We start from the raw sequence: 25,419 nt of genomic DNA on the forward strand, positions 1-25,419 counted from the left end.
ATTTACGAATAACTATATTTATATAATTTTTTTCGGGACATATTTTTATTTAACAGTGAATTATCGAGCTTAATCGACAAAATTTTTCTATTTACGCATTAAAAATTTAATGTTTTAATGAACAACATAACTGGTATGACCAGACAGAAAGGAGAAGGTTACGCTAATAGGAATTATAGTGAAGTTATAAGTAACATTATGTCTTTAATAATTTTCTAAATAGTCAATTTATTTATAAGAGGTCAAGAATCAAATTGGTAATAAACGTGTTCTAAGTTTCTGCATAACAAAAGTGAAGTTATTCCGCAATAAAAGTATAAGCAATGTACAGTATAATTTCATCTTTTGTTGTCTAGTAAGGAGTTTGCTGACAAAACTAAGAGGGATATTATCAAATTGAAATTAAACAATGTTATGACAGGATTAACTGTAAGCATTGGTTTATTGATCCTCACGATTCTGTAAGTTAAACCGCAACTTTAGGAAAGAATTAATAATTTACTACTCATAAGGTGCCTGATTCAAATATAGTTAATAAATTTTTGTTATTTATATTTTAAAAAATAGAGTATCGAAATGAGAGATAAATAAAATCCTTATATCCTATTAGAAGTAAAAAACAACGATATTAACGTATCTGAAAGATTTCTCCTTCTTATCCAGTTTACAAAGAGAGCGGTCGTACAAGTTATATGAATTAAGTTATAAAAACAATGGTAAAGGAGTGTACGGAATGAAAACTAAAATAATGACAGGATTTTTAATAACATCCATTGTAACTGGAGCAACTATTCCTATCAATACTCTCGCAACACCAATCGTTCAAGCAGAAACTCAACAAGAAAACATGGATATTTCTTCATCATTACGAAAATTAGGTGCGCATTCTAAATTAGTCCAAACGTATATTGATCAATCTTTAATGAGTCCTAATGTACAGCTAGAGGAAGTCCCAGCTTTAAATACCAATCAATTCCTAATCAAACAAGATATGAAGGAATGGTCATCGGAACTCTATCCACAGTTAATTCTATTAAATTCAAAAAGTAAAGGATTTGTAACAAAATTTAATAGTTATTACCCGACATTAAAATCGTTTGTAGACAATAAAGAAGATAGAGAAGGGTTTTCGGATAGACTTGAAGTACTTCAAGAAATGGCTATGACGAATCAAGAAAATGCGCAACGACAAATCAATGAATTAACAGATCTTAAATTACAGCTTGATAAAAAATTAAAAGATTTTGATACTAATGTGGCAACTGCGCAAGGCATACTAAGTACAGATGGAACAGGAAAAATAGATCAGTTAAAAAATGAAATATTAAATACCAAAAAAGCAATTCAAAATGATTTACAGCAAATTGCATTAATACCAGGAGCTTTAAATGAGCAGGGATTTGCTATATTCAAAGAAGTTTATAGTCTTTCAAAAGAAATTATTGAACCGGCTGCTCAAGCAGGGGTGGCAGCGTATAACAAAGGAAAAGAAATTAACAACTCTATTCTAGAAGCGGAGAAAAAAGCGGCGCAAGAAGCGACAGAACAAGGTAAAACTGCTCTAGAGATTGAATCAGCAAAAAAAGCAGCTCGTGAAGCAATTGAGAAAAGCAAACAAGGTGAAATAGCAGCCGCAGCCGCAGCAAAAACACAAGAGTATGACCTGATGAAAGCCATTGATACCGAAAAGATTAAGAAAACATTTGGCGTTTTTGCTGAAGTAAATAAATTAACAGCAGAACAGCGAGCATATTTAGATGATTTAGAGAAACAAAATCAAAAAATATATGATTTAACAACGAAATTATCAATAGCTGATTTACAAAAATCAATGCTTCTTCTTACACAAAATGATTTGCATACGTTTGCAAATCAAGTAGATGTAGAACTTGATCTACTAAAGCGCTATAAAGAAGATTTAAATCTAATAAAAAATAGCATTACAAAATTATCTACTAATGTTGATACAACTAACGAGCAGTCTCAAAAAGATACATTAAGACAATTAAAAAATGTAATAAGTTACCTTGAAGAACAAGTATATAAATTTTAATATTGCGTTTTTTGGGAATCCATAAAGATTATAAGCATTTAGCGAAAGAAGGAGAATAGTCATGAAAAAATTTCCATTCAAAGTACTAACTTTAGCTACATTAGCAACTGTTATAACTGCTACTACCGGTAACACTATTCATGCATTTGCACAAGAAACGACCGCTCAAGAACAAAAAGTAGGCAATTATGCATTAGGCCCCGAAGGACTGAAGAAAGCATTAGCTGAAACAGGGTCTCATATTCTAGTAATGGATTTATACGCAAAAACAATGATTAAGCAACCAAATGTAAATTTATCTAATATCGATTTAGGCTCAGAGGGGGGAGAGTTGCTCAAAAATATTCACCTTAATCAAGAGCTGTCACGAATCAATGCGAATTACTGGTTAGATACAGCGAAGCCACAGATTCAAAAAACTGCTCGTAATATTGTAAATTACGATGAACAATTTCAAAATTATTACGACACATTAGTAGAAACTGTACAAAAGAAAGATAAGGCAGGTCTAAAAGAGGGTATAAATGATTTAATTACTACAATCAATACAAATTCAAAAGAAGTTACAGATGTGATTAAGATGCTACAAGACTTCAAAGGGAAATTATATCAAAATTCTACAGATTTTAAAAATAATGTTGGTGGTCCAGATGGGAAAGGTGGATTAACTGCAATATTAGCAGGTCAACAGGCAACGATTCCACAACTTCAAGCTGAAATTGAGCAACTTCGTTCTACTCAGAAAAAACATTTTGATGATGTATTAGCATGGTCAATTGGTGGTGGATTGGGAGCAGCTATTTTAGTTATTGCAGCTATTGGAGGAGCGGTAGTTATTGTTGTAACTGGCGGTACAGCAACACCGGCTGTTGTTGGTGGACTCTCGGCTCTTGGCGCAGCTGGTATCGGTCTAGGAACTGCGGCTGGTGTCACAGCATCTAAGCATATGGATTCCTATAATGAAATTTCTAACAAAATCGGAGAATTAAGTATGAAAGCAGATCGTGCTAATCAAGCAGTTCTTTCGCTTACTAACGCGAAAGAAACATTGGCATATTTATACCAGACTGTAGATCAAGCGATATTGTCTCTAACAAATATTCAAAAGCAATGGAATACAATGGGCGCAAATTATACAGATTTATTGGATAATATCGATTCTATGCAAGACCACAAATTCTCTTTAATACCAGATGATTTAAAAGCGGCTAAAGAAAGTTGGAATGATATTCATAAAGATGCAGAATTCATTTCAAAAGATATTGCTTTTAAACAGGAGTAGAACTGAAATTTAAAACCTAAATTGGAGGAAAATGAAATGATAAAAAAAATCCCTTACAAATTACTCGCTGTATCGACACTATTAACTATTACAACTGCTAATGTAGTTTCACCAGTAACAACTTTTGCAAGTGAAATTGAACAAACGAATAATGGAGATACGGCTCTTTCTGCAAATGAAGCGAGAATGAAAGAGACCTTGCAAAAGGCTGGATTATTTGCAAAATCTATGAATGCCTATTCTTATATGTTAATTAAGAATCCTGATGTGAATTTTGAGGGAATTACCATTAATGGATATGTAGATTTACCTGGTAGAATCGTACAAGATCAAAAGAATGCAAGGGCACATGCCGTTACTTGGGATACGAAAGTAAAAAAACAGCTTTTAGATACATTGAATGGTATTGTTGAATACGATACAACATTTGATAATTATTATGAAACAATGATAGAGGCGATTAATACAGGGGATGGAGAAACTTTAAAAGAAGGGATTACAGATTTACGAGGTGAAATTCAACAAAATCAAAAGTATGCACAACAACTAATAGAAGAATTAACTAAATTAAGAGACTCTATTGGACACGATGTTAGAGCATTTGGAAGTAATAAAGAGCTCTTGCAGTCAATTTTAAAAAATCAAGGTGCAGATGTTGATGCCGATCAAAAGCGTCTAGAAGAAGTATTAGGATCAGTAAACTATTATAAACAATTAGAATCTGATGGGTTTAATGTAATGAAGGGTGCTATTTTGGGTCTACCAATAATTGGCGGTATCATAGTGGGAGTAGCAAGGGATAATTTAGGTAAGTTAGAGCCTTTATTAGCAGAATTACGTCAGACCGTGGATTATAAAGTAACCTTAAATCGTGTAGTTGGAGTTGCTTACAGTAATATTAATGAAATGCACAAGGCGCTTGATGATGCTATTAACGCTCTTACTTATATGTCCACGCAGTGGCATGATTTAGATTCTCAATATTCGGGCGTTCTAGGGCATATTGAGAATGCAGCTCAAAAAGCCGATCAAAATAAATTTAAATTCTTAAAACCTAATTTAAATGCAGCGAAAGACAGTTGGAAAACATTACGAACAGATGCTGTTACATTAAAAGAAGGAATAAAGGAATTAAAAGTGGAAACTGTTACTCCACAAAAATAGGGAAATATTAATTCTGTTGTAAAGTGAACTAAAACATAGAAAGTCTATGATTACACTGTTAAACAGAAAAGTAATAATTAATAAATCCTTATATAACAGAAAGGCGGAGTCTCATTAAAGACTTCGCCTTTCAATTATATATAAGTATGATTCGAATAAAGAATAACCTTGTAGTTTAATTGCTTTTTTAAAATTTGCAATAGAATCGGTTAATTTGAAGCAGATGATATACATTTTCTTTAATACTTAATGATTTGAAGGCTGCTAAAGAAAGTTCAAACGATACTGATAAAAGATGTAGAACTCATTTTGAAAGACATCGCTTTTTAATAAGATTAGAACTTGAAACCATACCTTATATAGGAGGAATACAAAATGATGAAAAAAATCCCTCATAAACTACTCGCTGTATCAGCGTTTTTAACTATAACAACTACTTATGCAGTCATACCACTAGAAACTTTTGCAATTGAAATTGAACAAACGAACAATGAAAATATGTCTCTTTCAGCAAATGAAGAACAGATGAAAAAAGCTTTGCAAGATGCTGGTTTATTTGCAAAAGCTATGAATGAATATTCTTATTTGCTAATTAATAATCCAGATGTGAGTTTTGAAGGAATAACTATTAATGGAAATGCAGATTTACCTAGTAAAATTGTACAAGATCAAAAGAATGCAAGAGCACATGCTGTTACATGGAATACACAAGTAAAAAAACAGCTTTTTGATACATTGACAGGCATTATAGAATACGATACAAAATTTGAAAATTATTATGAAACATTAGTAGAGGCGATCAATACTGGAAATGGAGATACTTTAAAAAAAGGGATTACAGATTTACAGGGAGGAATTCAACAAAATCAAAAGTCTGCAAAAGCATTAATAGAAGAATTAATTCAATTAAAAAATGCTATTGGAGAAGATGTTAGAACATTTGGAAGTCATAAAGAGACATTGCAATCGATTTTAAAAAACCAAGGTGCTGATGTGGAGGCTGACCAAAAGCGTCTAGAGGACCTTTTAGGACAAGTAAAATATCAGAAAGACATAGAATCTAAGGGCTTAGACATGGTGAAAATCCCCTTTATTCCAACCTTGATTGCTGGTGGCATAATGATAGGTGATGCAAGAGGTAAGTTAGGTTGGCTAGAACCTGAATTAGAAAAATTGCGTCAGACTGTAGATTATAAAATAACATTGAATCGTGTAGTTGGAGTTGCATTTCATAATATTAGTGATATGCATAGTATGCTTGATAGTGCTATCACTGCTCTTACTTATATGTCTACGCAATGGGAGGATTTAGATTCTCAATATTCGGGTGTACTGGGACATATTGATAAAGCTGATCAAAAAGCTGATCAAAATAAATATAAATTCTTAACCCCTAGCTTGAATGCAGCGAAAAACAGTTGGAAAACATTAAAAACAGATGTTGTCACTTTGCAAGAAGGGATAAAAATTGCAGAGAAAAAAGAACAGGATTTTTTGAATCAGCTTCGTCCATCAAACGTGTTCTACTTTTATAAAAAAATTCATAACGCATACACTTTTGAAATAAAGACTGGAACAAATGCGCCAAATGCGTCTTATAAAGTTATGAATTTAACTAAAAACACTGTTCATAATATGTGGAGTGGAGGGGCTAATACTAACATGTGGGCTGATTGGCTTTCATTCAATCCAAATGATGAATTTGCGGTAGTAGCAGTAGTGGATGGTAAAGAATATGTTGTGTATAAAGACAAAGTACAAAATATAATGAACTGAATCTGAAAGTAACGAAGTAATTGGAGCTGGACAATAAACTAGACAACAAGTTAATTGAAAAATCTCCTTATATCCTAGAATATTTTGCTCAAGAAAAAGAATTTGTTCAGCGAAAAAGTAAATATTGAACCAAGGAGTTAGTTGTCTTATGTGTATGGTTTTACCGAAAGGTTTCAAGTACATTACTCATACAATTATGTAGTTATCCTGAAGCATCTACAGGTGTTCTTATCGACCTTGAAGAACTACTTAGCTTCCTAAGTTGAGTAATTTTATGCAAAATTAAGTGAACGTTTTTGTACATAGATTAGTTGACATTTATATAGTTTTTTTCCATTTTTAAAGATAGTTTTGTTTTTTATGTTATTTTTCAAAAATTACTGCTGAAATTTCTATATTCATCACTCAGCATATAATCATTGTTTGATGAAATGACATACCACGTCCCTTAGAGTTTCAGACATATTACGATAAATTAAAGAAAAAAGATAATAGTAGTCAACGGTTACTATTATCTTTTTTGAACTATTTTTCATTAAAATATCTCATCTGCTGTGCCCCTTATTTACTTTTCTAGATTTTATCCTAGTTTAAAATTTATGCATTTGAACTGTTTATACAATTTGTAGGATTTTTAGCTTTTTTGTCGAATACACTTAATGCAAGGAGGGACATTACATGATTATTAAAGATTATTTCATCAACCTTTCTATTTTTTCTTTATTAGTTAGCGCAGCAATATTTATTCAAGTGTTTACAATTAATTCTAGTCGATATTTTGAAAAGCTCTATGGAGGGATTATTGCAGTTACGTTAATGTTCTTTTCTTTTCCATACATGGGATTTTCCTACGATCTTCGAGTTGTTCCTCTTATTCTATCTTTTATTTACTTTGGTCGTATTGCTGGTTGGATTACGTTAATTAGCATAATTGTAATGCGTATCTTTTACACAGGAGGGTACTGGGAACCTCCTGTGATTGCTTATTTAGGTATGGGGATTCTATTTTCTACCTTTAAAACTTATTTTAAAAAACTACATCCTTTTAAAAGTGCATCGTTATATTTTTCTGTTTTTATTGGAATAAAGTGGTTAGTTGGCGTATTATTTAATACTACATTACTTTACACAGGAGGCTTATTATATATAGCGTTAGGACTTTTAATTGGGCTATTTCTTATGGAAGCCTACCAGAGATTGTATTATTTAACACAGGACTTATCTAAAATGAATCGAGAATTAAAAAAATCGAAGCAAGAACTTGCAGATACCGTACATGAGCTTCAAGGAGGAATTTTTAAATTTAAAAAAGTGGGTAAGCACTTTATACACACTTTATGTGATGGACAGTTTTATTATCAAAACGGATTTTATTCTGAACAGGTGGTAGGAAAAAGCTTACGTACTATTGATGCTTCTATTGTTCCTCCACATTTAGTTCCACAATTGATGAAGTACTATCTTCAGGCATGGGAAGGAAAAGAAATTATATTTGAATTACCTTGGCCAAATGATAAAACTATTATTCTTATTGCGCTTAGGCCGATTAAACGAAATGGACAAGTTATTGAAGTTGTTGGTTCTACAGTTGATATAACCGAAAGGAAAAAGGTAGAATCAGAATTAAGCGCTACTAAAGAATTATTGGAATCATTTATAAAGCACAATCTAGATGCTATTACCATTTCTGATCGAGAAGGGCATATTTTACAAGCGAATAAAGCTTATGAAAAGATATTTGGGTGGTCATCACAAGAAATCATAGGTAAAAGATTACCTTGTGTACCAGATTTTTTAATGGAAGAATCGCTTAAAAATATTCAGAAAATTCTAACAGGAGAATCTGTGGTTACTAGATTAGAAACCGTTAGACAAAGGAGTGATGGGAGTCTTCTTGATGTTAGTCTGACAGTTTCTCCTATACTAGATGTAAGAGGAAATGTGATAGCTTTATCAGCAATATGTAGAGACATCTCTGAAAGAAAACAAGCAGAAAGAGAACGACATCGATTACACCAGCAATTAAGAGATAGTGAAATGAAGTACCGTGCACTAATCGAACAAGCAACTGATGCGGTATATGTAGTAGAGCTGAATGAAGAAAATGCTCCAAGTCGATTTATTGAGGTAAACCCTGTTGGGTGTAGAAGGTTTGGATATAGTAGAGAAGAGTTGCTCTCATTATCATTTTCAAATATAGTACCACAAGATTCTCAAATGATCGTAAGGTTATTAGAAAAAATTAAAAAGGGACAAACTTCCTTCACTTTGCAAGATGAATATCTTTTTCCAACAGGAAAAGTAATAACAACTGAGTTTAGTGTTCGTGTTTTTAACTTAAATGGGAAAAAAGTTTTCCTAAGTATTTCTCGTGATATCACTGAACGGCTAAAAACAGAAGAATTATTACGAAAATCTGAAAAACTTGCTGTTGTAGGACAATTAGCGACTGTAATGGCTCATGAGATTAATAATCCATTAACTGCAATGAAAGGGTTCATGCAATTACTAAAATCAACGGAAAGTGAGAATAATCAGGGTTATATTAATATAGTATCATCAGAGATTGAGCGTATAGAGAGCATTACAACTGAATTTATGGCGGTAGCCAAACCACAGGTGGTAAAAATGCAACCTAATAACATTAGTGTGCTAATGGATCAAGTTTTAATGCTACTACAACCTCAAGCAATGATGAATAATATAAAAATTAAAATCGATCTTAACCCTGGTATTCCATTGATTTCATGTGAAGGAAATCAATTAAAGCAAGTATTTGTTAATATATTAAAAAATGCAATTGAATCTATGCCGATGGGAGGAGAAATTCTCATTCAATTAAATATACTTGATAATAATCAATTAAGTATTCGTTTTATCGATCAAGGGTGTGGCATTCCAAAAGAACGTATACCATACCTCGGAGAACCTTTTTATAGTATTAAAGAAGAGGGGATTGGCTTAGGGTTAATGATCTGTTATAAAATCATTGAAACACATCAGGGAAATGTATTTATTGAGAGTGAAGTGAATAAGGGAACTACAGTTGAAGTCACTCTCCCTATTTGTACACTTCAAAATTAATATATTTTTTCACTGAAATTTTTTAAGAAACCATATAAAACGTAATGCTATTAAACAAAAACTGAATAGAACTTTCTATCGTTGTTTACAAGAGGAAATGACAAACGCAATAAGACATGGAAAAGCGAGAAACGATACAAGTCTTGTTACAATAGCATACAAATCATGTAATACTTCCAAAACAAGATTGTCTGTATATGTCGAAGAGTTATATCCCCGATACACTTAATCAATTAACTATAGAAACTGGTGGAATGAAACGAAAATGTAAGTATCATAGGAACTTATGGTTAAATCAAAAAATCTCTACTACGGCTCTTACTCAACTGTGTAGTCATTTTAGAAATCATAACAGGGATTTTATTAAGCATGGAGGGAATTAATCGACACTTTAACTTAGCTTCTGCAGCTGTCTACTGTTCAAAAAATAATTTCTGTATGTTATACCAAAAATAAAGAATGTACTTTTAGAATTTATAAAAAATATAATTAGGATTAAATTAAAACCTTCCAAAAAGCCTGTTATAAAAACATCCTTTCTTTACAACCAAAAGAAAGGATGTTTTTAATATTGTAATTATGCTTGAAAACATTTCAAATTTTTACTTGTAATTTTAATGAAAAATATAGTCTCGCAGGAGATTAGGGAGAAGAGAAACTATTAACAAAGAATTTCATAAACATTAAGATGCTTTGTTAATAGTTTTTATACCTGTAGCGGTTTGTCCGGTTTGATAATATTAATCAGTTCTTCTTTATAATAAAACCATGAAGTACACCTCTTTTAAATTACTACCTCAAAATGCAAAGTTTTTGGAAATAACTATTTTAGATGTGAGATGAAAATGGGGGATAGATACTTAGCATTTAATAAAAAAGATAAGATTACGAAATGTAATCTTATCTTTTTATTAAGAATAATGAATTGTAGCTTCAAGGTTTCAGAATGACTTTTATACAGTCGTCTTCACGATTATTAAAAATTTGATAACCGTAGCTCGCTTCTTCAAGGGGGATTTTGTGTGTAATAATCTCTTTTGGATCAAATTCTTTATTTATTATTTTTTCAAATAGTTCCGGCATAAAATGAATGACAGGTGCTTGTCCCATTTTAAGATTAATATTTCTAACCCAAAATGCCCCGAGTGGAAATGCATTATAATTGCCACCATAAACGCCGGTCATTTGAACCGTTCCATATTTTCTTACGGCTTTCGTAGCTATTTGAATAGGGCCGAGAGTTCCGCCTTGTAATTTCAATTTTTGTTCCAGAAATTCTAAAGGCGATTTTTTTCCATCCATCCCCACACAATCAATAACTACATCGGCACCACCATGTGTAATTTCCTTTAAATGTTCTCCCATATCGGGGAATTTTGTAAACTCAAATACCTCAACATTGTTAATCTTTTTTGCATAATTCATCCGATAATCTAAGTAATCCACTGCAATTACACGTTTAGCACCTTGCATCCAAGCAAATTTTTGTGTCATTAATCCAACAGGTCCACAACCAAGGACGATAACAGTATCACCTGGCTTTACGCCTGCGTTTATTACACTCCAATAGGCTGTAGGTAAAACATCTGATAAAAATAGTAGGGATTCATCTTCAAGCTCGCATGATTCCGGTATAACAAATGGAGTAAAATTGCCAAATGGAACTTTTAAATATTCTGCTTGTCCGCCTGGATGATTACCAAATTTCTCCGTATAACCAAAGTATCCACCAGAATCGTAATGAGGATTTGAGTTATCACATTGACTTTCCATTTCATGTTGGCAATAGAAACAATGTCCACAAGAAACGTTGAAGGGGATGACAACACGATCGCCTTTTTTCACTTTAGTGACATCTGGCCCGACTTCTTCAACGATTCCCATTGGTTCATGGCCGATAATGTATCCTTGAGGTAAGGGCATGTTACCTTGATATAAATGTAAATCAGAACCGCAAATAGCGGTTGAAGTAATTCTTACAATAATATCATCTTTTTTCTCTAACTTTGCATCATCAACTTGTTTAACTTGTACTTGATTTGGTCCTTGATAGGTTACAGCTTTCATCTCATATCTCCTTTTGGATTATGTCTCAAAACATAATTTTATTTAATCTCTTGGTGAAATAGAAATCTTTCTTTTATTTACTGAAGGGAATTAGGAAGTATACATAGTGTTGTTATGAAAGTATGTTATATCAGTTATTCTTTCTTATATGTTTTGCCCTACTTTAAGAAAAAAATCAATTTTTATTCATAATCTAATTTCCATAAAAAGGATAATTATTATTTCATAATTTGTAGCATATTAAAAACATCGGAGGTGAAATAAGATGGCAAACAATAATAGTGGAAGTCGTAATGAATTGTTAGTTCGAGGTGCTGAACAAGCTCTTGATCAAATGAAATATGAAATTGCACAAGAGTTTGGTGTACAACTTGGTGCAGATACAACAGCTCGTGCAAACGGATCTGTTGGTGGTGAAATTACAAAACGTTTAGTAGCAATGGCTGAACAACAACTTGGTGGTAGAGCTAATCGCTAAGTGAATTAGTGTAAAATATAGCGAATATGTAAATCAATTTCTTTTGTATATGTATAAAAATAAAAAACCTTATAGTAAATGGATTTTCACTCAAAGATTATTGATAATCTTCTTTCATAATCTTTGAGTATTTAATTTGTAAACTACTTTCCTAAACAATAAACACGCGGTGTTGGAAAGGTGTTTTCCATGCATAGTAGAAAATCTTTTGCAGGAAAAAGCATACTTAAAAATTTGATTTCAATATTGAAATCAATATTTATTATGATATTTTCGAAAGGTAGGAATTTAAAAATGGGTATATTAAGTGGAAATCCTCAAAATGAACCGTTACATTACGGTGAAGTATTTGATATTTGGAGCTATCTTCTTGCTGCACAGGGTGCAATTGCAAGTCATCAAGTATTTATGAATCACACAGGTGATGAAGACTTGAAGAAGTTTTTAGAAGGCTTAATTGAAAATGATATGAATTCGGAAATAGAAGAATTAAAAGCTCTTTTAAAGATTAATGGGGTCGCTTTACCGCCTGCTCCTCCAGAACGACCAGTTGCATCTATCGAAGACATTCCTCCGGGAGCACGTATTAATGATGTTGAAATTGCTGCTGCTGTTTCTGCAGGATTAGCAGCTGGACTTGTGACATGTAGTCAGGTGATGGGAAAATGTCTTCGAGAAGATGTAGGGATGCTATTTGGCCAATTTCATATGAAAAAAGCGCAGGCAGGTGTAACGTTGCTACGTTTAAGTAAGAAAAAAGGATGGGTAGTTCCACCTCCATTACATGTAAGAAATTCCGATCAAGCTTAATAAACAAAAATAAAAAGTGGCGTTGGCCACTTTTTTATTTTTTAGATGTATCCTCAAGATTGGATTTATTTACTGTGGAAGAATCCATATATTCCTCTGACATCTCCATAGCATATTTATCATGGTGAATATGATTGCGATTTTTTAATTCATCGTCGTTACGTAGCACTAGCCTCTTCATATAAATATGGAAGAAAACTTCTGTTCCACCAATAATTAAAGCGGCTATAAATGAAGAAAGTCCAATGTTACGAGTAGCATCTAAATTAGTAAACAAGGATGTTAGTAACCAAGTTCCGAAAAAGCTTAAGCCGAAATCTGCCATTGTAGCAATCATATTTCCGTATTTAGGTAAAATGAAGAGGTCTCCGATTAAATAGGCAGCTCCCGTAAGAAAAAGAGAAATTAATAATACTCTAGGAATTGAAATGCCTTGAAAGATACTGAGCATGATTAGCAATACTGCAGTTATCGCTGTGTATTTAATTAATAAGGCAACAATATGTTTCATCATTTTCCTCCATTGTTTAAACGTATATGGAATACAATATTTCATTAAAAACGGATTATGCTTTTATATAGCGTAACCCGTTTTAATCACCCCTTAATGGTAAGAAGTACAACCTGGGTAAGAAGCAGGCTTATACTATGGATAGTATTTGCGGAATATCGAGCTTTATTCATAAAGGGTAGTTCCATTCTTATAATAGAGATGTTGCCTAAGTACAGTGTTTTTTCATATTAAACTTAATATTCGTTGGTGTTTTGATTTTGCATTATATTTTGATTCATTAATATGAAAATAAACAAAGTATTTCCGCATTTAATGCATCTTTTTATCTATATATTTTCCGTAATCAGGTACAGCAATTTTATCAAATTCTTGAACCAGTGTTTTGAGGTTCGTTGATAGCAATTCACCTGACATTGGTATCCCATGTCCAGTAATAGCGACTAGAGGCTTTAATTCTTCTAATTTAATGACTGATTCTTTAGCGGCTTTCCAGTCTGTTGTTAAATAACGAGGAGGACCGCTTATTTCCTGTTCTTGAGTTATTACTTTATACAGATACTCCTGTTTCACTGTAACAAAAGCGTCCCCAGCAATTAAAGTTCGGTCTTTCTCTCGGAATAATGAAATATGCCCAGGAGTATGCCCTGGTGTATGAATCCATCTAAACTCTGGCATATGGGGAACAGTTCCATCGATAGGTAGTGCTTTTACGCTATTTCCTAAATCAATCGGTTCATTAGGGAACAGGGGAGACATTTTCGCTACCATACCACCTTCAACTGTTGGATCTGGTTCAGGATAGCTTTGTTGTCCAGTCAAAAACGGTATCTCCATTTGATGGGCATAGACTGGAACATCCCAATATTTAATGAGTTCAATTATTCCTCCAACATGATCAAAATGCCCATGAGTTAAAATAATTGCTTTTGGACGGCTATTTGTACCAAATCGCTCCTCAGTAACAGAGATAATTTCATTTGCACATTTAGGCATTCCAGCGTCAACTAAAACAAAATCATCGGTATGCGGATTCCCAACAAAACATATGTTGACGATTTGAATCGTGTAGCAAAATAAATCAGGTAATACTTCGATGCCGTGACCACTTTCAATTGAAGTTGCTGGAATAAACTTGTAATCACTTCCATAATTCATTTCCTTGTTCACCTTTTGTCCCCCTTAATATGTTTCAATACGACATTATAGTTCCCTAATTTCTCAAATCCATTTTGGGGGATTTGAGAAAAGAATTAGTGGGGATTACAAAAAACAAAAATTAAGGTGGAGACATATCGATTTATATAAAGTGCAAACAGAAAATATTGATTTCACAAGTGTAGTTTTTACTATTTTTTGAGGAGGGGTTATGAGTTAATAAAAGGTTCATCTGAATATTTTAACGTAGGTTTATAAAGAATACAGAACAGTTTCTAATAGAAATTCATTAAATGAGGCGATTACTTGTACCGATGCTTTTCATAATCAAAGGATATTTAAGTTTTGTGATGTAATTGAGATTGATTAAATTATGCTTTTCAATAGCTATTAACAGCCCGTTCAGTGATACTAATATCTCTTACTATCTATAATGATATATTCTATTTTTTATCTAACTAACGCTCTTAGTGTAGCTGGTGTCCTTGCATTGAGTACTTCATGGTTTTTATTCATTTTCACATGTTTCATCCGAAAGAAAAACGGAAATCCCTTCTTTATTAGAGATAGGAAATTCCGGTTCATCTTTTTTATAAACAGTTCAATTGTATTTCAAATTCACATGATGATTCGGTAAATCACCTTGGATAAAGTAGGCTTTATTGATAGCGAATCTGTATTTCTTGATTGATTACCGCCTATTCCTCATACATCATTTTCCTCGTCATTCCACCGTCTACGACAAGGTTTATACCTGTAACAAAATCATTTTCGCTGGCTGTTAAATACAGACAGGCTCGTGCAATATCATCTGGTGTTCCTACACGCTTTGATAGGTGCTGTTCATGATCAATTTTACTTAATTTTGAATAATCTCCTGTTTCAATCCAACCTGGGGAAATAGCATTCACGGTAATCCTAGCTTCGCTAAATGAGGCTGCGAGCGCGTGTGTAATAGCAACGATCCCACCTTTTGTGGCAGCATAAGATTCTGAATTTGGCTCAGACATAATCGCCCTTGTAGAGGCAATATTCACGATAGATCCACCTTCTTTGTTATGACGCATATACTTTGCTGCTTCACGTGAACCCAAGAAAACGCTTCTTAGGTTTGTGCTTATTACATCGTCCCATTCTTCTAGCGAAATATCGTAAGGAGACTTGAATAACTCTTTTCCTGCATTATTAATTAAAATATCTATCTGACCGTATGTTTGATTAGCTACTTCCATTAATCGAATAATATCTGTTTCCAGCCTTACATCTGTTTGTACGAAAAGTGCTTCTTTACCCTGTTCTTTCATCTTAGTAACTGTTTTTGCACCTGCTTTTTCGTCTATATCTGCTAAAATAACATTGGCCCCTCTGCATAATGTAAAGCAATTCCTCTCCCGATTCCATTTCCAGCCCCTGTTATGATCACTAATTTATTAGAAAAATCCATTGTAATTACACTCCTTTTAAAAAAATATAACGTCTTTATTTTTTAATATAACATACAAAAATTATCCTTCTGCATAAGCAATAGTTAATTGATTATGCCCGTATTTTTATTCTTCACTAATAAAAGGAGTAATTATCTTTTTTTCATAAGAAGATAACACAATATTCGTTGATGGCGTACCATATTGCATTGAATCATCAATAAATTGTTCTAAACTTTCTACAGAATGTGTTGCTATTTTGACAATATAGCTAATTTCTCCTGCTACTCTGTAACACTCAAGTACATCTGGATGATTGTAGCAAAAGTTAGATAATGATTTACAATTTGTTGATTTAAACAGTATAAGTGCAGAAATTGGACGATTTATTTTTTTTAGAGAAACATGTGCATGGTAACCTTCAATAATTTGTTGTTCCTCTAACTTTCGTACTCGCTCAGTTACTGACGGGGAAGATAAGTGAACCGCTTCCGCTAAATCCTTCATTGAAATTTTTGCATTTGACTGTAATAGTCCCACGATTTTTTTATCAATTTGATCCATAAATTATCCAACCTTTTTTTATAAAATAGAATAACTTAAATTCTTTATAAAATAAAGAAAAACAATCAAATATCCTTATTGAACTTATTTATCAGCCTTCTATACTTGTATAAAATAAGGGTAGAAGGAGGCGGTTTACGATATGAAAAAGATTTTATTATTATTAGCTGACGGGTTTGAAGCAGTAGAAGCTAGTGTATTTACAGATGTACTAGGCTGGAATAAATGGGAGGGAGATGGATCAACCGAGGTCGTAACAGTTGGTCTTCGGAATAAATTAACTTGTACTTGGAATTTCACTGTCATACCGGAAAAAACGGTTGATGATATTCAATTAGATGAATTTGATGCACTAGCTATTCCAGGAGGATTTGAAGAGGCTGGTTTTTATCGGGATGCATACAGTAGAGAATTCTTACATGTTATTCAACATTTTTATGCCAAGCAGAAGCCTATTGCCAGTATTTGTGTTGCATCATTAACGCTTGGAAAAAGTGGAATTCTTGTAGGTAAAAAAGCTACCACATACAGTCATCCGACGAGTAAACGAAAAGAGCAGTTAAAGAATTTCGGTGCAATAGTACAAAATGATTTAATAGTACAAGATGGAAATATTATTACATCATCAAATCCAGGCACAGCTTTTGATGTTGCGTTTTTATTACTTGAAAAATTAACATCTAAAAAGAATGCTGAACATGTAAAGGATCTTATGGGATTTTAGGCATTTATCTTCTTATGAGTTTTTGATGCTTGCTAGAAGTAATGTGAAAAGTCGCCGTGCTGTAGTTCTATTTGCTGAACCCGAGGAAAAAGAAAAAGGGTTTGATTATTACAATACTTATAATAGGAGAATTTTTATGATTATAACACTTTTCACATATATTTTGTTAGGTTTATCTTTAGCAATACCCGCAGGTGCTATGACAGTCCAAATGACTAAACAAGGAATGAGAAATGGTTTCGTACATGGTTGGTTTGTAGGTATAGGAGGAATGACTGTAGATTTATCTTTAATCGTCCTGATTTATCTAGGGTTCTCTAGTGTATTAACCAATCCATGGGTAGAAACAGTTATGTGGCTCCTAGGTTTTATATTTTTAATGTTTATTGGAATAGAAAGCATTAAAGAAGCAAAGTCGGAAGTTAACATAGATGGAGAAGATCCTAATAAATCTTTATTATCAGCTTATTTATCTGGTTTTATGATTGCTATATCACCGGCTAATATTGTATTTTGGATAGGGGTCTTTGGCCCGGTTCTAGTTTCTTCATTAGGTAATGCAAGTACATCTACATTTATATTAATAGCTGTAGGTATTTTATTAGGTATCTTTATGCATGATATGATCTTATTAAGCTTTGTTCATTTTACTAGACGTTTTCTAAATCCAACCTTTATTAAAAGAGTATCTATATTTGCCGCAATAGTCCTATTCGGATTTAGTGGTTATTTTGGTTACGAGTTTATAAAACAAGTAATGACTTTTATCTCAAAAGCATAGTTCTTATAAACTTAAATAGGGTGGTTATAAGGTAAATGAAAAAGATACGTATTTTAAACGTAACATAATTGTAAATATGTTATATCACGTAGGCAACCCCTCAGGAATTCATTGATCCCTGAGGGGTCTTTAAATTCTTTACACGTAGCCTCTACTATAATTGATGGTGTATGAGCTTAGCTCAATAGCGATGGGGTACTACCCGCATTTTAACGAAAATATACGCTAAGCAAATTTCGATATAAAAGAAGCCGAATTTTCTACTTTAAGAAACTTTCGGTTTCAATTCGTTATGACATTGCTCTATGTTGTTATAGATATATAATTTAATTAAAGTTTCAATTAGTTTAGATCATCAAAAATAATGTCTTTTTTATCTAAATTTCTTAGAACTTATATATGAGATGAATATTAATTTATAAGCATTAAATATTTGTGAAGATTTAATTGACGAACATATTTTTTGACTTTTATTGAAAGTGGATTACACTATAAAAATTTTAGAGAATGGCTATCTATATAAAAATTACATAACAGTAGCTAATATAAATCCATTAAATAAGACGATTACTTGTACGGATGCTTTTCATAATCAAAGAATGTTTAAGTTTGGAGATGTAATTGAAGTGGATTAGAGGGGGAGAAATAAAAATAGTTATCTCTTCCTAACTTAATTATATCATGTAAATCAAGTTCGAAATAGACTGTTTATTCGTATTGACTCCTGCTACAATCAAGAACACATGCATAGTAAGGAGAGATGTTATATGAGTTCTTTCGTTCTCGATTTTCAGGAAATAGAAAACACGCAGCTTTCGCTCGTCGGTGGAAAAGGTTTGAATTTAGGGGAGTTAACAAACATTCAAGGTATACAAGTACCCGAAGGTTTTTGTGTTACAACGGTAGGATATGAAAAGGCTATCGAGCAAAATGAAGAGCTTCAGGCTTTGTTGCAGCAACTAACAAAGTTGAAAATGGAAGAGCGAGCTCAAATTGGTGAAATGAGTAAGAAGATTAGAGAAGTAATTATGGCAGTAGAAATCCCTTCTGATGTAGTGGAAGCAGTAACTCATTATCTCTCACGTTTTGGAAATGAACATGCGTATGCCGTGCGTTCTAGTGCGACGGCTGAAGATTTACCGTATGCTTCATTTGCAGGTCAACAAGATACGTATTTAAATATTATCGGAGAAGAAGCGATTTTACAGCATGTAAGAAAGTGCTGGGGGTCTTTATTTACAGAGCGAGCAGTTACGTACCGCATGCAAAATGGTTTTGAACATAATCAAGTTTCTATATGTGTTGTCGTTCAAAAAATGGTTTTCCCTGAGGCTTCGGGTATTTTATTTACGGCTGATCCGATTACTTCAAATAGGAAGGTGTTGTCAATCGATGCCAGCTTTGGACTTGGCGAGGCGCTAGTATCTGGATTAGTTTCTGCCGATAATTATAAGGTAAAAGAAGATGAAATCGTCGAAAAGGTCATCGCAATGAAAAAATTAGCCATCTATGGACGAAAAGAAGGCGGAACAGAGAGAAAGAAAATTGCTCCTAATCAGCAAAAAGTTCAAACACTTACTGAACAACAGATTTTACAACTAGTACGCATCGGAAGACAAATCGAAGCTTATTTTGGTTGTCCGCAAGATATTGAATGGTGCTTAGTTGATGATACAATTTATATAGTCCAAAGTCGCCCCATTACGACTTTATATCCAATTCCTGAAGAAAATGATGAGGGAAATCATGTGTATATATCGGTTGGCCATCAACAAATGATGACCGATGCGATGAAACCATTAGGTTTATCTTTTTTCCTGTTAACGACTAGTGCCCCTATGCGTAAAGCGGGAGGCAGGTTATTTGTCGATGCTACGCAACAATTAGCTTTACCTGCTAGCAGAGATTACTTAATAAACACTTTAGGAAAATCGGATCTACTCGTAAGAGATGCATTAACGACTATAGTTAAGCGAGATAATTTTATTAAATTATTACCAGATGATGAAAAAGGGAAGAGTGTTGGTAAAAGTGTGCCACCTGCAAATTCTCAACCGGAAATTGAAAATGATCCGGCAATCGTTACAAATTTAATACAGAATAGTCAAGCATCACTTGAAGAGTTAAAACAAAATATGCAACTGAAATCAGGAGTGGACGTACTTGATTTTATTTTGGAAGATATTCAGCAATTAAAGAAAGTATTGTTTAACCCGCAAAGTATCGCTGTCATTATGGCTGGTATGAATGCTTCAACATGGATAAATGAAAAGATGGAGCAATGGTTAGGTGAAAAAAATGCAGCAGACACGCTTTCTCAATCCGTACAAAATAATATTACATCTGAAATGGGTTTAGCATTAATGGATGTCGCTGATGTGATTCGGCCGTACAAAGAAGTTATTACGTATTTACAACATGTAGAAGATGATAGCTTTTTAAATGAACTAGTTCAGTTTAAGGGTGGAGAAGAAGCTCGAGATGCTATTCTAACTTTTCTAAATAAATACGGAATGAGATGTAGCGGAGAAATAGATATTACGAAAACGCGCTGGAGTGAAAAGCCAACTACAATTATCCCGATGATTTTAAATAATATAAGAGATTTTGAATATGGTGCGAGTAAGCGGAAATTTGAAGAAGGACTGCAAGAAGCTTTGAAAAAAGAAGAAGAGTTAGTAGATCGATTACAGCACTTATCGGATGGAAAACAAAAAGTAGAAGAAACGAAGCGAATGATTCGTAATATCCGTAATTTTATCGGCTATCGTGAATATCCAAAATACGGTATGATTAATCGTTATTTCATATATAAGCAAGCGTTACTGAAAGAAGCTGAGCAACTTGTGCAGAGCGGTGTCATTCGTGAAGTGGATGATATATACTATTTAACTTTTGAAGAACTTCACGAAGTAGTCTGCACGAATAAACTAGATTACGAACTGATACAAAAACAAAAAAATGATTACAAATTATATGAAAAACTAACGCCTCCTCGTATAATGACGTCTGATGGAGAAATCATTACAGGTAAATATAAACGAGAAAACCTCCCAGATGATGCGATTGTAGGTTTGCCTGTTTCTTCAGGAGTGATTGAGGGGAGAGCTCGCGTTATTTTAAACATGGAAGAAGCGAATTTAGAAGAGGGCGATATATTAGTTACAGCTTTTACTGATCCGGGCTGGACACCATTGTTTGTGTCTATAAAAGGGTTAGTCACTGAAGTTGGCGGACTTATGACGCACGGAGCAGTAATTGCACGTGAATATGGATTACCGGCAGTCGTTGGAGTAGAGAATGCTACGAAATTAATAAAAGACGGACAACGAATTCGGGTACATGGAACAGAAGGGTATATTGAAGTGTTGTAATGAAATAAAAGAACATCCGCTATTATAGTGGATGTTCTTTTATTATATAGCTGACTTATTTCTTTAAGCCAGCCGCATAAAAAGGTCCATGAACTGCGATTGTTGATAAAAAGCGAGCAATCTCCTCAGGTGTTTCTTTTTGTCCATTATTTAACCATTGTTGGATGACACCTATATGCGCAGATGCCATATAAGAAGTTAAGTATTCGCTTGGAACAAGTAAATTCTCCTTATTAATGAGAGGACCATTCGTATCTTCAAATAATGTTTTCCACATAAAGTCTTTCAGTTTTGTTTGGAAAGATAAATCTCCTTTCGGACTTAGTACAGCTCTCATAAAATCACTATTTTCATTTAGAAATGCAAGAATAGAAGTGATAAGTATAAATGGCATTGTTGGAGAAGGATTTGATCCAAGGTCAGCAATAACTTCTGGGAATTTCTGTTTAGCAATGTTAGAAAACTCGTACATAATGTCTTCTTGGCATTTTGTCATTAAATCAAATTTATCTTGATAGTGCGCATAGAAAGTACCGCGATTAATGTTTGCTTTCGTTGTAATATCTTTCACTGTAATGGCGTCAAAACCTTTTTCTTCAATTAGCTCCACCAATGCATTTCGTATGGCAGTTTTTGTACGAACAACACGCAAATCTAAATTATTATCGCGCAAAGCATATCCCTCCTTAATTTTACTCAACACATTTAGAAAATGTGTCTTATAACCAACACATTCACGATTTTTGATTATTGTATAAGGTTCAACTCGAACATATAATTCAAAATATAAATAAACAACACGTTGTTGGTTATTATAGATCAAATTAAGGGAGGAGAAAAGAAAATGTTTAAAAATAAACTTTTATTGTTATCACCAGTTATTGCACTACTTGTTGTTTTTATTTTTTCATTAACGTTATTTCCAACTGTTCAACCAAAGCCGAAAAACTTGCCAATTGCAATTGTAAATGAGGATCAAGGTGTAGAAATTCCAAATCAACCGAAAATGAATATGGGGCAAACGATCGTTGATAACATGAAAAAAACAGCGAAATCAGAGGAAGAACCCGCAGTGAAGTGGGTAGAAGTAAAAAATAAAGAAGCCGTTCAAAAGGGATTAAACAATAAAGAGTATTACGCGGCATTAGTCATCCCGAAAGAATTTAGCGCAAAACAAGCGTCGTTACGAACACCACAGCCATCTTCACCTGAGATAGAAATATATATTAATCAAGGAATGAATACGGCTGCATCAACTATGGCAGGACAAATATTACAGGCGATTGTTGATAATATGAACAATACTGTTCGCGCGCAAGTATTAGAAGGATATAAGGAAAAAGGAGGTACATTAACAACAGATCAAGCTGCGAAATTAGTAACACCTATTGTAAAGAACGTGAAAAATATGAATGAGGTCGGCAAAAATAGTGCGAACGGTAACTCACCAATATCATTGTTCCAGCCGTTATGGATTGCAAGTTTAGCTAGTGCAGCGATTATTTTTATTGCGATTAGTAAAATGCCAGTAAGCTCAAGAAAAGAAAACTTTCTGTTAAAAGTAAACCAAATCGTAACAGGAGCTATTGCGACACTTGTAATTGGATTTGGTCTTACATGGATTGCGGATGGGATGGTAGGGTTAAATATTTCGAACTTCACGGATACAGCTCTATTCTTATCCATTACTTCTTTTAGTTTCTTCTTAATGATATCTGCGGTACTTTCATTGGTTGGGCTAAAAGGAATCGGTTTATTCGCTTTATTACTATTCTTCGGGGCGCCGTTACTATCGTTAGCACCTGAGATGTTGTCTCCGTTTTATCAAGACTGGGTTTACTCATGGTTACCAATGAAATTTATGATTGAAGGCTTAAGAGAAATCTTCTTCTTCGGAAAAGGATTAAGCTGGAATACACCTGTTACTGTACTCGTTTGGATTGGTATAGTAAGTATGGTTACTATATTAGCAACTGCATTCAAACGTAGTGCAGTAAAAGGGTATAAAACAGAATTGAACGCTTAAAAAAAAGCCGTTTCACTAATTGAAGTGCACCCCAATTGTTAGACACAGTCTAACAATTGGAGGTGCATTTTTTATGGCTAAATTTTCTTCAAAAGAAAAAATCCAAGCGGTGAAACGATATTTAGATGGTACAGAAAGTGGAAAAACAATTGCTAAATCTATAGGAGTTAACCCTAGCGTACTTCGTGAGTGGATTAGACGATATGAGTCTTCAGGTGAAAAGGCCTTTGAAAAGTGCTATACATTCTACCCAGCCCAGTATAAACTAGATGTACTTTATTATATGAATGAACACGGGACATCTATCAGAGAAACAGCGGCACTTTTCAATATACCGTCTTATGAAACACTTCGGAAATGGAAAATAGCTTATGAAACAGGAGGATTGGATGCCCTACAATCAAAGAAAAAGGGGCGTCCAACCATGAAAGATAAAAAAATAAAGCCAGTAGATGAAGGATCAATCGAAGCCTTACAAGCGGAAAATGAGCGTTTACGTATGGAAAATGCATATTTAAAAAAGTTGAATGCCTTAGTTCAAAACAAAGAAAAATCACCAAACAAGACAAAGCGCAAGTAATCTACGAGTTAAGGCATGAATTTCCTATCAAGGAGTTACTTCAACTCGCAAACATTCCACGTAGTACGTACTATTACTGGATGAAACGTTTTAATCGTCCTGATCCAAATGCGGAGGTAAAAGAACTGATTCAAGCTATTTATAATGAACACGATGGGTGTTATGGTTATCGTCGTATTCGTGATGAACTTATGAATCGTGGACACAAAGTAAATCATAAAAAAGTGTATCGCCTTATGAAAGAATTAGGGTTAAAATGTCTGGTTCGTATGAAAAAATACCGCTCTTACAAAGGGACAGTTGGGAAAATTGCGCCAAATATTTTAAATCGCAACTTCCAAGCTGAAAAACCAAATGAAAAGTGGGTTACAGATATTACGGAGTTTAAGTTATTTGGGGAGAAGTTATACCTATCACCAATGTTGGATTTATTTAATGGTGAAATTATCACGTATACAATTGGTTCAAGACCGACCTATTCCCTTGTTTCAACGATGTTGGACCAAGCCCTTTATTGTGTAACCAATCCGGATAAACTCCTCATTCACTCTGATCAAGGTTGGCACTATCAAATGAAACAATACCGTCATTCTCTTAAGAATTGTGGCATAACTCAAAGTATGTCTCGCAAAGGAAACTGTTATGACAATGCCGTTATTGAAAATTTCTTCGGTATCATGAAATCGGAATTTCTGTATCGAAAAGAATTTGAAAGTATAACACATTTCAAACAAGAATTAGCAAAGTATATAGAATACTATAATCATAAAAGAATTAAGGCAAAATTAAAGGGTATGAGCCCAGTACAATACCGGGCTCATACCCTAGAGGCTGCCTAATGAAACGACCTGTCTAACTTTCGGGGGTCACTTCATAATTAGTGAAACGGCTTTTTTTGATGAAATCTATAAGCTGAAGAATGAATATTTGCTGATAATAAAGTTTGTTAATTTTTCTGGCTTTTCCTCAATGTAAACACCTAATTGTTGAAAAGTGTTATGTTTAGAATTAAGTCGGGATTTCTAAAGGTCACGTACATTCCAGACAATCTCACCACGTTCGTCATCCCACGTACTGTGATGACGCTTAAATCCTATCTTTTCTAGTACCCGGAGGGAAGCGATATTCCAAGCACCTACAGTCGACCAAAGTCTTTGGCGCCCAGTAGCAATCGCCGCGTCCAGTACAACAGATGCCGCCTCAGTCGCATAACCTTTACCATGAGCGCTGCGGAACAACTCGTATGCAATCTCCGGCTCTTCAAGTGTGGAACGACCGATAATCAAGCCGCAGTATCCGATGAAATCGCCTTCGTCTCTTCTTCGAATAGTGAGAAGGGAAATGCCATTTTCATCTGCCTTCTTACGCATCTCAATAAGCCGGTTACGAACGGAGTCGAGGGTCGGCATGTCCACACCACGTTCGCCAATTAATTTCCTCATCCAAACTGAATCGGATTCCTCCCACATACTCAGGTCAAGTCGTTCGGTTTTTAGCTGGAACTCCATAGTTTTAAATAAAGATGGCATAGTGGAACCTCCTAATTATGTCACTTAACTCATA

The 25,419-nt window shown here is 33.8% G+C and carries 19 protein-coding genes and 2 pseudogenes; 14 read left to right on the top strand and 7 right to left on the bottom strand.

The features are described from left to right. Positions 1-733: 733 nt before the first annotated feature. The 6 genes and pseudogenes from hblC (at position 734) to ACXKY9_RS12485 (ending at position 9,359) form a co-directional block, all read left to right on the top strand. Positions 734-2,053 (top strand): hemolytic enterotoxin HBL lytic component L2, encoded by a 1,320-nt coding sequence (gene hblC, locus ACXKY9_RS12460; protein ID WP_000850228.1) that lies wholly within the window; start codon positions 734-736, stop codon positions 2,051-2,053. Between the two features lie 61 nt (positions 2,054-2,114). Further along, positions 2,115-3,335 carry a hemolytic enterotoxin HBL lytic component L1 gene (gene hblD, locus ACXKY9_RS12465; RefSeq protein WP_000714435.1) on the top strand — a complete coding sequence of 407 codons (1,221 nt, stop codon included), beginning with the start codon at positions 2,115-2,117 and terminating at the stop codon, positions 3,333-3,335. A 36-nt stretch (positions 3,336-3,371) separates the two neighbouring features. Further along, positions 3,372-4,499 (top strand): hemolysin BL binding component B, encoded by a 1,128-nt coding sequence (hblA, locus tag ACXKY9_RS12470; RefSeq protein WP_000591969.1) that lies wholly within the window; start codon positions 3,372-3,374, stop codon positions 4,497-4,499. Between the two features lie 375 nt (positions 4,500-4,874). Further along, positions 4,875-6,275, top strand: coding sequence for a hemolysin BL regulatory component HblB (gene hblB / locus ACXKY9_RS12475; RefSeq protein WP_000976138.1), 1,401 nt, complete (start codon positions 4,875-4,877; stop codon positions 6,273-6,275). Between the two features lie 20 nt (positions 6,276-6,295). After that, positions 6,296-6,523 (top strand): annotated as a pseudogene (locus ACXKY9_RS12480) (hypothetical protein); the annotation flags it as partial. A 430-nt stretch (positions 6,524-6,953) separates the two neighbouring features. Continuing rightward, positions 6,954-9,359: a PAS domain S-box protein gene (locus ACXKY9_RS12485; RefSeq protein WP_000584303.1), complete on the top strand. Its 2,406-nt coding sequence runs from the start codon at positions 6,954-6,956 to the stop codon at positions 9,357-9,359. Between the two features lie 933 nt (positions 9,360-10,292). Here the strand turns inward: ACXKY9_RS12485 and ACXKY9_RS12490 are convergent. Continuing rightward, on the bottom strand, positions 10,293-11,426 hold the full coding sequence (locus ACXKY9_RS12490; protein ID WP_000649091.1) for a zinc-dependent alcohol dehydrogenase: 1,134 nt from the start codon (positions 11,424-11,426) through the stop codon (positions 10,293-10,295). Positions 11,427-11,691: 265 nt separating this feature from the next. On the opposite strand from ACXKY9_RS12490, the gene sasP reads away from it, so the two are divergent. Together sasP and ACXKY9_RS12500 are read left to right on the top strand one after the other, a co-directional pair. Continuing rightward, positions 11,692-11,904: a small acid-soluble spore protein, SasP family gene (sasP, locus tag ACXKY9_RS12495; protein ID WP_000002840.1), complete on the top strand. Its 213-nt coding sequence runs from the start codon at positions 11,692-11,694 to the stop codon at positions 11,902-11,904. Positions 11,905-12,198: 294 nt separating this feature from the next. After that, complete coding sequence (locus ACXKY9_RS12500; RefSeq protein WP_002101091.1) at positions 12,199-12,714, top strand: DUF3231 family protein; 516 nt, start codon at positions 12,199-12,201, stop codon at positions 12,712-12,714. Between the two features lie 34 nt (positions 12,715-12,748). On the opposite strand, the gene ACXKY9_RS12505 is transcribed toward ACXKY9_RS12500, so the two are convergent. From ACXKY9_RS12505 to ACXKY9_RS12520, 4 genes and pseudogenes are all read right to left on the bottom strand, one after another. Beyond that, positions 12,749-13,225, bottom strand: a complete 477-nt coding sequence (locus ACXKY9_RS12505; RefSeq protein ID WP_000680672.1) for a YndM family protein — start codon at positions 13,223-13,225, stop codon at positions 12,749-12,751. Positions 13,226-13,537: 312 nt separating this feature from the next. Then, entirely contained in the window at positions 13,538-14,395 is an 858-nt protein-coding gene (locus ACXKY9_RS12510; RefSeq protein WP_001031191.1) for an MBL fold metallo-hydrolase, read from the bottom strand. A gap of 686 nt (positions 14,396-15,081) precedes the next feature. Further along, positions 15,082-15,827 (bottom strand): annotated as a pseudogene (locus ACXKY9_RS12515) (glucose 1-dehydrogenase). 106 nt (positions 15,828-15,933) lie between these two features. Next, positions 15,934-16,371: an Lrp/AsnC family transcriptional regulator gene (locus ACXKY9_RS12520; protein WP_000372089.1), complete on the bottom strand. Its 438-nt coding sequence runs from the start codon at positions 16,369-16,371 to the stop codon at positions 15,934-15,936. A gap of 142 nt (positions 16,372-16,513) precedes the next feature. Here ACXKY9_RS12520 and ACXKY9_RS12525 point away from each other — a divergent pair, with 142 nt between their 5' ends. From ACXKY9_RS12525 to ppsA, 4 genes are all read left to right on the top strand, one after another. Next, the gene (locus ACXKY9_RS12525; protein ID WP_000722336.1) at positions 16,514-17,095 is read left to right on the top strand and encodes a DJ-1/PfpI family protein; all 582 of its coding nucleotides are present in this window, start codon (positions 16,514-16,516) and stop codon (positions 17,093-17,095) included. 136 nt (positions 17,096-17,231) lie between these two features. Then, positions 17,232-17,876: a LysE family translocator gene (locus ACXKY9_RS12530; protein WP_000587494.1), complete on the top strand. Its 645-nt coding sequence runs from the start codon at positions 17,232-17,234 to the stop codon at positions 17,874-17,876. 473 nt (positions 17,877-18,349) lie between these two features. After that, the gene (locus ACXKY9_RS12535) at positions 18,350-18,511 is read left to right on the top strand and encodes a YolD-like family protein (RefSeq protein ID WP_015382330.1); all 162 of its coding nucleotides are present in this window, start codon (positions 18,350-18,352) and stop codon (positions 18,509-18,511) included. A gap of 132 nt (positions 18,512-18,643) precedes the next feature. Further along, entirely contained in the window at positions 18,644-21,250 is a 2,607-nt protein-coding gene (gene ppsA, locus ACXKY9_RS12540; protein WP_000094215.1) for a phosphoenolpyruvate synthase, read from the top strand. Between the two features lie 55 nt (positions 21,251-21,305). Here the strand turns inward: ppsA and ACXKY9_RS12545 are convergent, their stop codons facing one another. After that, positions 21,306-21,923, bottom strand: coding sequence for a TetR/AcrR family transcriptional regulator (locus ACXKY9_RS12545; RefSeq protein WP_001205503.1), 618 nt, complete (start codon positions 21,921-21,923; stop codon positions 21,306-21,308). Between the two features lie 171 nt (positions 21,924-22,094). On the opposite strand from ACXKY9_RS12545, the gene ACXKY9_RS12550 reads away from it, so the two are divergent. Together ACXKY9_RS12550 and ACXKY9_RS12555 are read left to right on the top strand one after the other, a co-directional pair. Next, positions 22,095-23,276 carry a YhgE/Pip domain-containing protein gene (locus ACXKY9_RS12550; protein ID WP_000475859.1) on the top strand — a complete coding sequence of 394 codons (1,182 nt, stop codon included), beginning with the start codon at positions 22,095-22,097 and terminating at the stop codon, positions 23,274-23,276. A gap of 73 nt (positions 23,277-23,349) precedes the next feature. Then, a protein-coding gene (locus ACXKY9_RS12555) for an IS3-like element ISBth10 family transposase (RefSeq protein ID WP_087942842.1) occupies positions 23,350-24,695 on the top strand; the annotation gives its coding sequence in 2 pieces (ribosomal slippage) (positions 23,350-23,791 and positions 23,791-24,695; 1,347 coding nt in all). 183 nt (positions 24,696-24,878) lie between these two features. On the opposite strand, the gene ACXKY9_RS12560 is transcribed toward ACXKY9_RS12555, so the two are convergent. Beyond that, complete coding sequence (locus ACXKY9_RS12560) at positions 24,879-25,385, bottom strand: GNAT family N-acetyltransferase (RefSeq protein ID WP_001139531.1); 507 nt, start codon at positions 25,383-25,385, stop codon at positions 24,879-24,881. Between the last annotated feature and the right edge of the window lie 34 nt (positions 25,386-25,419).

This window comes from Bacillus sp. 2175, from assembly GCF_057812155.1.

Coding starts and splice junctions, on each gene's coding strand:
- hblA (WP_000591969.1), top strand. CDS start 3,372: ATGATAAAAAAAATCCCTTACAAATTACTCGCTGTATCGACACTATTA.
- ppsA (WP_000094215.1), top strand. CDS start 18,644: ATGAGTTCTTTCGTTCTCGATTTTCAGGAAATAGAAAACACGCAGCTT.
- ACXKY9_RS12520 (WP_000372089.1), bottom strand. CDS start 16,371: ATGGATCAAATTGATAAAAAAATCGTGGGACTATTACAGTCAAATGCA.
- ACXKY9_RS12490 (WP_000649091.1), bottom strand. CDS start 11,426: ATGAAAGCTGTAACCTATCAAGGACCAAATCAAGTACAAGTTAAACAA.
- hblD (WP_000714435.1), top strand. CDS start 2,115: ATGAAAAAATTTCCATTCAAAGTACTAACTTTAGCTACATTAGCAACT.
- sasP (WP_000002840.1), top strand. CDS start 11,692: ATGGCAAACAATAATAGTGGAAGTCGTAATGAATTGTTAGTTCGAGGT.
- ACXKY9_RS12505 (WP_000680672.1), bottom strand. CDS start 13,225: ATGAAACATATTGTTGCCTTATTAATTAAATACACAGCGATAACTGCA.
- hblC (WP_000850228.1), top strand. CDS start 734: ATGAAAACTAAAATAATGACAGGATTTTTAATAACATCCATTGTAACT.
- ACXKY9_RS12560 (WP_001139531.1), bottom strand. CDS start 25,385: ATGCCATCTTTATTTAAAACTATGGAGTTCCAGCTAAAAACCGAACGA.
- ACXKY9_RS12500 (WP_002101091.1), top strand. CDS start 12,199: ATGGGTATATTAAGTGGAAATCCTCAAAATGAACCGTTACATTACGGT.
- ACXKY9_RS12530 (WP_000587494.1), top strand. CDS start 17,232: ATGATTATAACACTTTTCACATATATTTTGTTAGGTTTATCTTTAGCA.
- ACXKY9_RS12550 (WP_000475859.1), top strand. CDS start 22,095: ATGTTTAAAAATAAACTTTTATTGTTATCACCAGTTATTGCACTACTT.
- ACXKY9_RS12485 (WP_000584303.1), top strand. CDS start 6,954: ATGATTATTAAAGATTATTTCATCAACCTTTCTATTTTTTCTTTATTA.
- hblB (WP_000976138.1), top strand. CDS start 4,875: ATGATGAAAAAAATCCCTCATAAACTACTCGCTGTATCAGCGTTTTTA.
- ACXKY9_RS12525 (WP_000722336.1), top strand. CDS start 16,514: ATGAAAAAGATTTTATTATTATTAGCTGACGGGTTTGAAGCAGTAGAA.